We start from the raw sequence: 12,492 nt of genomic DNA, 5'->3' as shown, positions 1-12,492 counted from the left end.
CCGTTCACTCTGGGCGTTTGTTGCGTCGCGAGGCTGTTCATGGCACGGCCTCATAAATCGTGAAGGTGTTGGCCGGCTCCGCCGGTCCCTCGGATACCGCGCCGGGCACCACGACGCGTATGACGCGTGGGCCAAGCGGGGCTGTGGCTTCGATCTGCACCGGGACACGCACCTCTGTGCCCGCGGCGTTTACCGTCGTATGACTGTCGAACACCACACCTTCGCCAGGCTCCGCATAGACGCGCCATGCGCCATTCAGGCTCTCGCCACGGATCAGCAGATCAACGAGATCGCCGCGCCCACCCAGGATGGGCTCGATGGAATGGATTGCCGGCGAACCGTACCCAACTTCGAACAGCATCTGTGCGGGCTTGGCGTGGTGTACGGCGCCTTGCTCGCCCTCGATCGTGAGCGAGTGCACGACGGGCGGGGCGTCTGCTTCGAGCGTGACCCGGATGAGGATGCCGCCTGCGTCGTGCGCTTGACTCTCTTCCACGACGATGCCCGTGCCCGGTTCAAACCGAACGTCCATCGGCTCCGTCAATCCGTGCCCGGTGATGTGCAAGTCAACCTGCTGCCCGGGAAGTCCCGCCACGGGGGAGAGGCCGAGTGCGACTGGACCTTTCGCAACACCGGCGCGCGCAGCGCTCACCAATCGCGGAATCTCACTGGGATCGACGGCCTCCTCTTTCAGAACGCCGACCGTGACGGCGTGCGTGCTGCGAGACTCCGGGGGTGAGTCCTGCGGAACCTGCTCGCGAAGAACGCCCACAGAGGGGCCCGCGAGTGCGCTGACGTCCGTGCCCGGCGATTCGGTGATGTAGACGCGATTGGATGGGCCGGGTAGGGGACTGGTCGCTCCGGCCGGCGTACGCACCCGGATTGTCCTTTCGCCAAGCGAGGCGTCCTGCGCGACCGACACGACCGTGCTCAACCAGGTGCCGTTTCCGCCGGGGACGAGCTCGCCGATGCTGATTCCATTCTGCGGCACGAACTCCACCTCGAAGGCATCCTCCAGATGCACGCCCCGCAGCGTAATCGGCACGACCTCGCCGGCGACGAACACGAGCGGCGACACCGACTGAACCTGAGGCGCGCCGCTCGCGATCCAGATGCGATCGGCGTCCGCGCGAACGGGCGGGACGCGCTGCCCGGCGCTGTGGAGAACGATCTGGCGGCGCGTCGTTACCGCATCCGGCGCGACGGTGACCTGAACAGACACCGCAGTTCCGTCGCCGGACGCCAGTACCGCGCTGTCCAAAGCGATGCCCTCGTCCGGCATGAACGCAAGTTGATCGACGTTCTGCAGGCCGCGGCCGCTCACCGTCAGCAGGCGGGTCTCTCCGACCATCAGCGCGCTGGGCTCCGTCGCGGCCAAAACGGCGCCACGCGTGACGCCGACGGGTACCGTTTGCGCGGCGCTTGCACGCTCCGCATCGGCTATCTCCACCTCACGCCGCACGCCGACCTGAGCGGCCAGGAGATTGGGGATATCGGCGTCGATATCGGGAACGATGCGAACGGTGTTGAACGGCGTCGGCGTGACCGAGGTGGACCCGCCGGGCGTCACGATGCGGACCACCCGCTCGCCGTAGCTCGCGGTCGGGGAAACCGAGAGCGTGGTCGTCGCCATGGTGCCATCCGCGCTGATGACGGGCGACTCCCCGACGGCGATTCCCTCTGGCGGCACAACGTCGACGCTCAGGGCATCATGGAAATTCGCGCCGCGCAAGACCACCTCCATGCCTGACGTCCCAGGAACCAGATTGATGGGACTGACGGAGTGCAGGACCGGCGCGCGCAGCGTCACGCGTAGCCGGTCCGCACCAGGCTGAGCTGGGATGGCAGCGCCCTCATCCGTGTGCAGCACGATGCGCCGCAAAGTGGTCGGTGCCGCTTCGTCGACATCCAGCAGGAAGCTGATGCCCGCACCGTCCGGGAGCGGCGCGGGTGCGCTCCATACAAGCCCGTCGTGGGGCACGATCGTCACATGCGCCACTTCGTAGAGGCCGACCCCCCGCACATGCACCGGCACCTGCTCGCTGCCCAGCGCCACGGTGGACGGGTCCACGCCCGTCACAGCCGCCCCTAGCACGACACCGATAGCGCTTGCAGGTATCGCGACATCGGCCTCGTCGGGCGCCTGTTCTGCGATCGGGATAACGACACCAATGACGGGCGTATAGCTCGTATTGATGCCTGCGAACTCGGCGGTGACGAAGACCGGAACCGCGATATCTTTCAGCGCATCGGCGGAAACGCGCAGCGTGGTGAAGCCGGCTGAGAGTCCGCGCAGGGCTCCCACCACTTCGGTCTCGCCCGGAGGAATCACCAGCTCCCCCTCACCCGCTGCGGCCACATCCGGCGCATCCGTCGCGAGCGCTATCGCATGTTGGATGGTGTCGGGCGACGACAAGCGAATGTAAAACTGCCGGGTACTGCCGTCGGGCGGAACCGCGAGCGGCGTGGGATGGACCGACAGCGTGGGCAGCTTAGGCCCAAGACTGAGCGGCACTTCGGTGCTTCCCGCAATCCCAATGATGGTAATCCGGTGGTCCCCGTGCGGCGCGGAGCAAAGAGGGGTCAGGGTGAACATCAACACCCCCTCGACGAGGCGGACCTCGTCGATGAGGATGTCGGGATCGGAGGCCTCCAACCGCACGCCGTCAAAGCCTGACCCACTGATCGACATCTCAACCGAAGCGCCACAACGGAGATGCGCCACTTCTTGATCGTCTACGTTAGGAGGAGCCGCCCCCTGATACCTGTTTACGCCGATCAGGTTACCCGCAGGATCATAGGTATAGCGGGTCAGACCTGTGGCGGTATCGAACGCTTCGATCAGGCGCCCCAGCTCGTCGTATGAATAGCGGACATCGCTCGCTGCGAGGGGCAAAGTGAGCAGCACGCCCATCATCGCAAGGGCCGCGAACAGGACGCGCCGCCCACGCGCTCCCGCGTTCACGGACGATCACTTATTGACTGGAGCAGGCCGGGAGGCGCGCTAGCGGACACGGAATTTCCCCGGTCGGATTGGAAGGAGACTCTCGTTCCGCAGCCGACGAATGGCTAAAGTTGATTACTCGTTTTCAGGTTCTGCTTGCTGGTCGACCGCCGGCGCGCCGTAGCCTCGTTCGCGCGCTCGAATCGACCACATAGCTGCTTTCGCGTCGTCGCGCGCCACGCCTTGTCCGTAGGCGTACATCGAAGCGAGCGCGTACTGAGCATCGGGTTCGTCTTGCTCGGCCGCCCGTTTGAACCACTGGTATGCCGCGCGATAGTCTTGATTCACGCCATGCCCGTCGGCATAAAGCTGGCCGAGCATGTACTGCGCCGCGGCACGGCCTCGCTCCGCTTCTTCGGAGAGGAGTGCAAGCGCGGCCATGTAATCGCCCGCCCTCACGGCTTCGGCGGCACGTTCCGTCGCGCCCATAGCTTCCACAGCCTGAGCTGGAGTGGGTGTGACACGACTCATATTGATCACGCCGACAATCCCCGACAGGAGCAATAGCACCGACACGACGGCCACGCCCTTCCACCACCGTAGGGCGGCTCTGAGCGACTCCAGTTCTGCGTCCGTGTTTTCCATGAATCCGCACCCCCTCATTTGCGCTCCGGACGCTACCGGGTTCGACAAGGGGAGCGCAAGCATGAACCACGACGTGTCGCTGTTTCCCTACACGTTCGGGGGCAACGCTTACGCGTCAGGCGCCGCTAGGAGATGAGTTCAACGATTGCAGGTTGAATCGAACAGGAACTGCCGAATGTGCGGGATGCTGTCGTCGAGATGCTGAAAGGCGTGGTCGCCGCCGGGGAACACGATGACCTCGGCGGCGTCGCGATAGGCCGCCACCGCCATGCGGTAATCCAATACCTCGTCGGCCTCGTCGAGCAGCACCAGGGTGGGAAAGGTAAGCGGGGCGTCGTAGCGCTTCAACTCCTCGACGTCTTCGGCGCGCCACTCATAATGCTCGCCGGTGTAGTAGTTCTCGACCGGGCCGATCAGCGCGCGCATGAGTTCGGCGCGCACCACCGGGTTGATGAGCACCGCCTTGGCGGCGAAGCGCGTGGCGAGATAGCGCGCGAACAGGCCGCCGAGCGAGGCGCCGATGAACACGCACGGTTGGTGACCGGCGCCGTGCTCGCTCGCCTGATGCACCAGGGCGCGCGCGGCCTCGAATGGCGGATAGGGATAATCGAGACACACCACGCGGTGCTCGGGCAGCAGGCGCTTCAGCGCCTGGCCTTTGCGGCTTTGCGAGGTACTGCTGAAACCATGCAGATAAAAGATCAACATCGGCGCATGGTATCAAACGGGTAGCCGCTCGCACCGCGCCGCAGGGACCGCGGACGCTCCCTCCCGTCAGCGGGAGGGAGTTCGCGCTACTCAGGCCGCGTCGCGCGCGCGGGCGATGCGGGCGGTCTTGAGGGTGACCAGTTCCTCGGCGCTGGTCGGGTGGATCGCCACGGTGTTGTCGAAGTCGGCCTTGCGCGCGCCCATCTTCACCGCCACGGCGAAACCCTGCAGCATCTCGTCGGCGCCGTCGCCCACCAGATGGATGCCGACCACGCGCTCCTCCTCGCCCACGCACACCAGCTTCATGGCGGTCGGCATCGCGCCCTTGGCGAGCGCATAGCGCATCGGCGTGAACGCCGTTTCGTAGATGCGCGCCTCGCCGTGGCGCTCCACCGCCTGCGCCTCGGTGAGGCCCACGGTGCCGATGGGCGGGTGGGCGAACACCACGGTGGGGATGTTTTCGTAATCGAGACGCGCCTCGGGCCGGTCGGCGAACAGGCGATCGGCGAGACGCCGCCCCGCGGCGATCGCGACCGGCGTGAGCGGCGCGCGGCCGGTCACGTCGCCCACCGCGTACACGCCGGGCACGTTGGTGTTCTGGAAATCGTCCACCGGAATGAAGCCCGCACGATCGGTGGCCACCCCCGCGGCATCGAGCCCCAGGTCGTTATTGGGCAAACGTCCCACCGCCCAGATCACGGCGTCGAAGCCGCTCAGGCGCTCGCCGCTCTTGGTGCTCACCACGATGCCGTCATCGGCGCGCGTCAGCGCGCCGATCTCCTCGCGTACGCGCAGCGTAATGCCCTGCTCGGTCATGGCCTGGGCCATGGTCTCCGACACCATGGTGTCGAAGCGCGGCAGCACCGCCCGGTCGCGCGCGAACAGCGTCACCTCGCTGCCCAGCGCGCGCAGCACGCCGGCGATCTCCACGCCGATGTAACCGCCGCCGGCCACCGCCACCCGCATCGGGTGCTCCTTGAGGTGGAAGAAGCCGTCCGAGTCGATGCCGAGTTCGGCGCCTTCCACCTCGGGCACGCGCGGGCGGCTGCCGGTGGCGATGACGATGTGCTCGGCGCGGTAGGTCTTGTCGGCCACGCGCACCGTGTGGGCGTCCTCGAAGCGCGCCTGACCTTCCAGCCAGTCGATGCCGAGACCGGCCACGTAGTCCTTCCAATAGGTGTTGATGTTGGCGATGTACTGATCGCGGCCGTCCACCAGGTGCGGCCAGTCGATCTCGCCGGGCTCGGCGAGCACGCCGAATCCGGCCGCGTCGTGGACCGCGTGCGCGAGCTGGGCGGCGTACCACATGACCTTCTTGGGCACGCAGCCGGCGTTGACGCAGGTGCCGCCGAGGGGACCCGGGTCGACCAGCGCCACGCGCTTGCCGTACGCCGCGGCGCGCTCCGCCACGGCCAGCCCGCCGCTGCCGCCGCCGATAGCGATCAAATCGTAGTGCGTCATTGCATGCTCCTTGGGCTGCGCGTGCTGCTCTGAAGAATCCCGGAAACGACCCTCAACCTTCTCTTAAAAATACCCCTCCCCTGCCGGGGAGGGGGTGTAGGGGCTGCGTGCTTACGCCGCCTTGCGCTTGCGCTCGGCAATCCAGTCCGCCAAGCGGTCGGAGTCGCCGATGTGATCGCCATCGATGTAGACCTGCGGCACCGACTCCGCGCCGGCCACCGCGCGCAGCGTGCGCTGGCTCACCTTGCGGTCGATCACGATCTCCTCGTAGGTGAGGCCCTGCTCGTGCAGCATGCCCTTGGCGCGGGCGCAGTAGGGGCAGCCCTCGCGGGTGAACAGCGTCACGTCCAGCGGCTTCTCGGCCTTGGGGTTGATGTACTCGAGCATGGTATCGGCGTCGGAGACCTCGAACGGGTCGCCGGGCTTCTGCGGCTCGATGAACATCTTCTCGATCACCCCGTCGCGCACCAGCATGGAGTAGCGCCAGGAACGCTTGCCGAAGCCGAGGTCGTCCTTGTCCACCAGCATCCCCATCCCGGCGGTGAACTCGGCGTTGCCGTCGGGCAGGAAGGTGATCTTGTCCGCGCCCTGCTCGCGCTGCCACTCGTCCATCACGAACGCGTCGTTGACCGAGATGCACACGATCTCATCCACCCCATTGGCGCGCAGGGTATCGGCCAACTCGTTATAGCGCGGCACGTGCGTCGACGAACACGTGGGCGTGAAGGCGCCCGGCAGGGCGAACACCACCACGGTCTTGCCGGCGAACACGTCGCGGCTGGCGACGTCCACCCAATCGTTGTTACGGCGGGTCTTGAAGGTGACCTCGGGTACCCGCTGACCTTCGCGATTCTGCAACATGTGTAGCCTCCGTCTGTCTCGATGTCTTCCGCGGGGGCCGTTCCCCCACCACGGTGACTACCTTAGACGTCGGGCATTGATCTGTGAAATGAATTGTTTGTATTGAAATGATAGCGTACGCCTATCACAAGCCGCGCGTGCAGGGCGGGCGCGCCTCGGCCAGCGCCTCCCCCAGCACCTCCAACACCGCCGGGCGGTTGAACGAACGCCGCCAGGCGAGGGCCACGCGGCGGGTAGGCTCGGCGCCGGAGAGCGGCCGGTAACGCAGCAGGCCCTGGTCGGAGCGGTCGGGGCCGGCCGCGCCGCAGGGCAGCACCGTGACGCCGGCGCCGCTCGCCACCATGTGGCGGATGGTCTCCAGCGAGCCGCCCTCCAGGGTCTGTTGCAGGCGCCCGGCGGCGGCGCGCTGCAGCGGGGGGCAGAAGCTGATCACCTGTTCGCGGAAGCAGTGACCGGGGCCCAGCATGAGCAGCTCCGCGCCGTCGAGCTGATCGACCGGCACCGCCTGCCGGGCCTCCCAAGGGTGGCCGGCCGGAAACGCCGCCATGAAGGGCTCGTCGTAGAGCGCCCGCACCTCCACCCCCGGCTCCTGGAAGGGCAAGGAGAGGATCACCACGTCCAGCTCGCGCTGCTTGAGGCGCACGGCGAGTTCGGCGGTGTAGTTCTCCTCGATCAACACGCGCATCTGCGGCGCGCGCTTGTGCAGCGCCGGAATGAGGCTCGGCAGCAGGTACGGGCCGATGGTGTAGATCGCCCCCAGGCGCAAGGGCTCGGCGAGCGGGTCGCCGCCCTGACGCGTGAGCTGCTCGATGCGCTCGACCTCCTCCAACGCGCGCCGCGCATGCTCCACCACCTCGCGCCCCAGGGGCGTGATGCTCACCTCCGCGCGCGAGCGCTCGAACAGCGGCGCGCCGAGCTCCTCCTCCAGTTTCTTGATCGCCGTGCTGAGGGTCGGTTGGCTGACGTAGCACGCGGCGGCCGCGCGGCCGAAGTGGCGCTCGCGGGCAAGGGCGACGACGTAACGCAGTTCGCTGAGGGTCATAGGCTCATAGTAATGTCCTATGGCGGTCCGGGCTATCATAGGTCGGCGAACCCTCGAGCAGGACGCGTGTCAGAACACAGGCCGCTCCCGTTCGGGGTCGGCTGCCCCATTGCGCTCACAGACCAAAGGATGCGACCCCGCACCATGGCCAAGCTATTGTTCGTCTTACTGTTGGTCGCCGCCGTGCCGGCCATGGCGGCGCCCCAGCCGCTGGAGGACGCGGCCGAGATCCCGCTGGAGATCTATCAGGCGGACGAGCGCTACGAGGCGCCGGCGGTGCTGCTGTGGGTACCGCAGGAGCGCGGCGTACTGGAGGCGGAGCGGCGGGTCGCCGAGCAACTCGCGCGCGCTGGCATGGAGACCTGGCTGGCGGACCTGTTCGCCGCCCACTTCGAACCGCCCAGCCGCAGCGTGCTGGAGCGCCTGCCGCCGGACGACGTCGCCAACCTCATCGAATACGCCCACCTCGAGACCGGCAAGCCGGTGTTCCTGCTCGCCTCCGACCGCGGCGCGGTGCCCGCGCTGCGCGGCGCGCGCGCCTGGCAGGAGGCCAATCCCGAGCGCGCGGGGGTGCTCGGCGGCATCGTGCTGATGCATCCGATCCTGTACGTGGAGACGCCGGACCCGGGGGTTGAGCCGGAGATCCTGCCGATCGTGCGCGCCACCAACCTGCCGGTGTTCCTAATCCAGCCCGAGCTCTCGCCCTGGCGCTGGCGGCTGAACGAGACGGTGCCCGCACTGCGCGAGGGAGGCAGCGACGTGTTCGTGCTGTTCGTCGACGGCGTACGCGACCGGTTCTTCTACCGCCCCGACGGCGAGGGCCACGAGCACCAGCAGGCGCGCAAGCTGCCGTGGATGGTCGGCCAGGGCCTGCGCCTGCTCGCGGCGGTCGACCAGGACGCGGGCCCGCGCGCCGCGGCGCCCGTGCCCGAGCAACGCACCGTGGCGCGCGCCGGCCCCGAGGAGCGCACGCTCAAGCCCTACCGGGGCGATCCCACGCCGCCGCCGCTGGTGCTGCCGCGCCTGGAGGGCGGTGAGATGGACCTCGCCGACTACCAGGGCCAGGTGGTACTGCTCAACTTCTGGGCCAGTTGGTGCCCGCCCTGCGTGCACGAGATGCCGTCCATGCAGCGCCTGCAGGACACCCTGGCCGAGGAACCCTTTACCATCCTCGCCGCCAACATGGCCGAGGACGAGGCCACGGTGCGCACCTTCCTCGACGAGAAGGTGGATGTGGACTTCCCGATCGTGATGGACGAGAAGGGGGCCGCGCTACAGGCCTGGAACGTGTTCGCCTTCCCCACCACCTTCGTGATCGACAAGGCGGGCCGGATCCGCTACGCGCTGTTCGGAGCCATCGATTGGGACCAACCCGCCGTGGTCGAGCAGCTGCGCGCCCTGGCCAACGAGTAAGGCGCGCGCGGCCGCTGGTGAGGGCGCGGGCGAAGGTGTTTAAATAGCCGCCACTGTTTACGACCGGGAGAGCGCACGCGGTGGAAACCTTCGTCCGCTGGTGGGGAGACTTCGAGTTGCGGCCGGGCGAGGTGGGCCACTGGCGGCTCAGCGACACCCACATCTGGATCGAGCACCTGACGCACGAGTGGCGCATCGGGGTGCGCGAGGGCAAGAACCCGCGCGACACCACGGTCGAGGTCCATATTCCGGCCGCCGAGCCCTTCCCGGATGAAGACGTCACGGTGACGCGCTACGCGCTCGCCGCGATGGGCAGCGGCCTGCGCCTGCTGCCCATGCTGGCCGATCGCTCGGTGGTGACCCGCCCCGAAACCGCGTTCCAGATCCTGCCGGGCGAGGAGGTCACGCTCTACCTCAGCACGCCGCTGTGGGTTCGTATCGAGCTGGCCGCCGGCAACCGCCTGCTGCAGGAAGTGCCCGTGTATACCCCCTCGGACACCTGGTTCGGGTCCTCCACCATCGAGGGCGAGCTGTGTTATGCCAGCCGCACGCACTGCCGGCAGGACCTTGCCGCGGTGGAGCGCCGCCCGCATCGGGTGATCACCGCGGTCGCGCTCGGTAACGGCGCAGCGGACGCCCTCTGGCTGGAGCGGCTCAACCTGCCGGTACCCAACCTCTCCATCTACAGCGACGACCACGGGCACCTGTGGACCCAGGGCGTCACGCTGGAGCGCAAGCCGGGCATGGAGATGGCGGCGCTGCGCCTGGAAGCGGCCCCGCCGTCGGCGGCCAAGCGCGCCACGCTGGTCAACGGACCGCGGCAGGCCTCCAACCGCAGCTTCATGACACGCGCCTTCAGCGCGCTGTTTAGTTGAGCGGCACACGCAAGCGACAGCGCCGCCCGGACAGCGCCCGCACCTGGTGCCTCGCGTCAGGCTGCGAATTCGCCGGACCGCTAACGACGAGGACAACCAGACATGAATGATTGGTGGGACGGCATGCTGGCCGTGATGGCCAGCGAGGTGGTGCTCGGCGTGGTGCGGGCGGTGATCATCGTGTTCGTCGGCTGGGTGCTGGCGCGGGTGGTGTCGCGCAACCTGGTGCGGGTGACACGCCGCTACACCGACGCGCAGCAGTCCATGCTGATCCGGCGCATCAGCTACTGGGTCATCCTCGGCCTGGCGCTGGTGTCCGGGTTGCGGGAACTGGGCTTCAACCTCACCGTGCTGCTCGGCGCGGCGGGCATCCTGACCGTCGCGGTCGGTTTCGCCTCGCAGACCTCCGCCTCCAACCTCATCAGCGGCCTGTTCCTGATCGGCGAGCGCCCCTTCGCGGTAGGTGACGTCATCAAGGTGGGCAACACGACCGGCGAGGTGTTGTCGGTCGACCTCCTGTCGGTGAAGCTGCGCACCTTCGACAATCTGATGGTACGGCTGCCGAACGAGACCCTGGTCAAGTCCGAGATCACCAACCTGACGCGTTTCCCGATCCGCCGCCTGGACGTGAAGGTGGGCGTGGCCTACAAGGAAGACGTCGCGCGGGTGCGCAAGGTGCTCGAGGGGGTGGCCGACACCAACCCGTTGTGTCTCGAGGAGCCGCGCCCGGTGTTCATCTTCCTCGGCTTCGGCGATTCCGCGCTCGACCTGCAGTTCTCGGTGTGGGCCAAGCGCGAGAACTTCCTCAGGCTGCGTAATTCCATCCACGAAGAGATCAAGAAGGCCTTCGACGCGGAGGGCATCGAGATCCCCTTCCCGCACCGCTCGCTGTACGCCGGGGAGGCCACCGAGCCGTTCCCCATCCGCCTGGTGAACGACGCGCCGACGCGCCCCGCCGCCGACACGGAGCCGTCATGAGCACCCTCGAGAGCTACGACGAGATCCCCTACGAGAGCGTCCCGCTTACGGACACCCATCCCGACCACCTGTACGTGATCGGGCGGCTGTTCGGCCTGCCCGCGGCCGATCCGGCGCGCTGCCGCGTGCTCGAGCTGGGCTGCGCGGCGGGGGGCAATATCACCCCGATGGCCTATTACCTGCCCGACAGCCGCTTCGTGGGCGTGGACCTCTCCGCGCGCCAGGTCGAGGACGGCCGGCGGCTGATCGAAGGGCTTGCTCTCGACAACGTGCAGCTAATGCACGCAAACGTGATGGATCTCGGGCGCGAACTCGGTGAATTCGACTACATCATCGCGCACGGGCTGTACTCCTGGGTGCCGGCGCCGGTGCGCAGCAAGATCCTCGCCCTGGCACGCGAGTTGCTCGCCCCGCACGGCATAGCCTACATCAGCTACAACACCCGTCCGGGCTGGCACGTGCGCGGCATGGTGCGCGAGATCCTGCTGTACGAGACGCGCGGCGTCACCGGCCACCGCGCCCGCCTCGCGCGCGCCCGCGAGGTGATCGCGCTGCTCGGCGCCGCCAGCGCCGGTAAGCAGAGCCCGATGATGGGCCTCATGCACGCCGAGGTGCAGCAGCTCACCCAGGCCTCGGACAGCTACCTCTACCACGAGTACCTGGAAGACACGAACGAGGCCTTCCTGTTCAGCGACTTCGTGGCCGACGCGCGTGCCGCCGACCTGCAGTACCTGGCCGATTGCGAGTTGCACACGCTGTTCTCCAGCACCCTGCCGCCGGCGGCGGCGGCGCAGGTCGATGCCCTGGACGAGCTGCTCGAGCAGGAGCAGCTGATGGACTTTCTACGCGCACGCCTGTTCCGCAAGTCTTTGTTGTGTCGGGCCGATGCGCCCGCGTCGCGGGATATCGACCTCGCCGGCATGTTGGGCTGGTACGCCTACGCCGATCTCGCCCCGGAAAAGGGCAAGCCCGATCTGGCCCGCCGACGCCCGCAGACCTGGGTCGCCCCCACCGGCGGACGCTTCGAGGTGCAGGAACCGCTCACCAAGGCGGCGCTCACGCTGTTGGCCGAGGTCTATCCTGACGCGGTGCGGGTGGAGGAGCTCGCGCAGCAGGCCGCGCAGCGCGTGCCCGGCAATGGCGGCGGGCGCGGCGCGCCGCAGGCGGCCGCCCTGGATGCCTTCTACGGCGAGCTGTTCGAGTTGTTCGCCGCGCAGGCACTGCGGCTCACGCCGCGTGCTACCGGCTACCGGACCCGCCCGGACCAGCAGCCGCGGGCCACCGCGCTCGCCGCGGCGCAGGCCGCGCTGGGCTTCGGCTGCGCCGCCTCGCCGCGGCACGTGGGCGCACAACTCGACGCCTTCGCCACGCGCCTGCTCGGCCTGTTGGACGGCTCCCGCACCCTGGACGAGGTGGCCGCCCACCTGCTCGAGGAGGCCGAGCGCGGACAGCTTGCGATTCCGACGGAAGGTGCGCCGGACGCGAGACTGCGCGGCGTGCGCCGCAATGTCACACGTCTCGTTCAGACCTTTGTAAGGCACGCATTACTGGCGCCCTAAGACCGA

Annotated in this window: 10 protein-coding genes; 4 read left to right on the top strand and 6 right to left on the bottom strand. The window is 67.9% G+C overall.

Features of this window, described 5'->3' with window-relative positions; all coding sequences use genetic code 11:
* Window positions 1-37 precede the first annotated feature (37 nt).
* The 6 genes from HUS23_08105 to HUS23_08080 form a co-directional block, all read right to left on the bottom strand.
* Complete coding sequence (locus HUS23_08105) at window positions 38-2,917, bottom strand: hypothetical protein (GenBank protein QKT03783.1); 2,880 nt, start codon at window positions 2,915-2,917, stop codon at window positions 38-40.
* Between the two features lie 162 nt (window positions 2,918-3,079).
* Window positions 3,080-3,589, bottom strand: a complete 510-nt coding sequence (locus HUS23_08100; protein ID QKT03782.1) for a sel1 repeat family protein — start codon at window positions 3,587-3,589, stop codon at window positions 3,080-3,082.
* 138 nt (window positions 3,590-3,727) lie between these two features.
* Entirely contained in the window at window positions 3,728-4,297 is a 570-nt protein-coding gene (locus HUS23_08095) for an alpha/beta fold hydrolase (protein QKT03781.1), read from the bottom strand.
* Between the two features lie 90 nt (window positions 4,298-4,387).
* Window positions 4,388-5,758: a glutathione-disulfide reductase gene (gene gorA / locus HUS23_08090; protein QKT03780.1), complete on the bottom strand. Its 1,371-nt coding sequence runs from the start codon at window positions 5,756-5,758 to the stop codon at window positions 4,388-4,390.
* 111 nt (window positions 5,759-5,869) lie between these two features.
* A complete protein-coding gene (locus HUS23_08085; protein QKT03779.1) occupies window positions 5,870-6,619 on the bottom strand; it encodes a glutathione peroxidase in 750 nt (249 codons plus the stop codon).
* A gap of 124 nt (window positions 6,620-6,743) precedes the next feature.
* Complete coding sequence (locus HUS23_08080) at window positions 6,744-7,661, bottom strand: hydrogen peroxide-inducible genes activator (protein QKT03778.1); 918 nt, start codon at window positions 7,659-7,661, stop codon at window positions 6,744-6,746.
* 144 nt (window positions 7,662-7,805) lie between these two features.
* Here HUS23_08080 and HUS23_08075 point away from each other — a divergent pair, with 144 nt between their 5' ends.
* From HUS23_08075 to HUS23_08060, 4 genes are all read left to right on the top strand, one after another.
* A complete protein-coding gene (locus HUS23_08075) occupies window positions 7,806-9,074 on the top strand; it encodes a TlpA family protein disulfide reductase (protein ID QKT03777.1) in 1,269 nt (422 codons plus the stop codon).
* Between the two features lie 80 nt (window positions 9,075-9,154).
* Window positions 9,155-9,949, top strand: a complete 795-nt coding sequence (locus tag HUS23_08070; protein ID QKT03776.1) for a hypothetical protein — start codon at window positions 9,155-9,157, stop codon at window positions 9,947-9,949.
* Between the two features lie 102 nt (window positions 9,950-10,051).
* On the top strand, window positions 10,052-10,927 hold the full coding sequence (locus tag HUS23_08065) for a mechanosensitive ion channel family protein (GenBank protein ID QKT03775.1): 876 nt from the start codon (window positions 10,052-10,054) through the stop codon (window positions 10,925-10,927).
* Window positions 10,924-12,486 carry a methyltransferase regulatory domain-containing protein gene (locus HUS23_08060; GenBank protein QKT03774.1) on the top strand — a complete coding sequence of 521 codons (1,563 nt, stop codon included), beginning with the start codon at window positions 10,924-10,926 and terminating at the stop codon, window positions 12,484-12,486. Before HUS23_08065 ends, HUS23_08060 begins: the two co-directional genes overlap by 4 nt.
* Window positions 12,487-12,492 lie beyond the last annotated feature (6 nt).

The sequence above is a fragment of the Ectothiorhodospiraceae bacterium 2226 genome (assembly GCA_013348725.1).
Lineage (GTDB): Bacteria > Pseudomonadota > Gammaproteobacteria.
The sequence above is the reverse complement of the archived record's forward strand: the minus strand, read 5'-3'. Positions and strand labels throughout refer to the sequence as shown.

Coding starts and splice junctions, on each gene's coding strand:
- HUS23_08105 (QKT03783.1), bottom strand. CDS start 2,917: ATGATGGGCGTGCTGCTCACTTTGCCCCTCGCAGCGAGCGATGTCCGC.
- HUS23_08100 (QKT03782.1), bottom strand. CDS start 3,589: ATGGAAAACACGGACGCAGAACTGGAGTCGCTCAGAGCCGCCCTACGG.
- HUS23_08095 (QKT03781.1), bottom strand. CDS start 4,297: ATGTTGATCTTTTATCTGCATGGTTTCAGCAGTACCTCGCAAAGCCGC.
- gorA (QKT03780.1), bottom strand. CDS start 5,758: ATGACGCACTACGATTTGATCGCTATCGGCGGCGGCAGCGGCGGGCTG.
- HUS23_08085 (QKT03779.1), bottom strand. CDS start 6,619: ATGTTGCAGAATCGCGAAGGTCAGCGGGTACCCGAGGTCACCTTCAAG.
- HUS23_08080 (QKT03778.1), bottom strand. CDS start 7,661: ATGACCCTCAGCGAACTGCGTTACGTCGTCGCCCTTGCCCGCGAGCGC.
- HUS23_08075 (QKT03777.1), top strand. CDS start 7,806: ATGGCCAAGCTATTGTTCGTCTTACTGTTGGTCGCCGCCGTGCCGGCC.
- HUS23_08065 (QKT03775.1), top strand. CDS start 10,052: ATGAATGATTGGTGGGACGGCATGCTGGCCGTGATGGCCAGCGAGGTG.
- HUS23_08060 (QKT03774.1), top strand. CDS start 10,924: ATGAGCACCCTCGAGAGCTACGACGAGATCCCCTACGAGAGCGTCCCG.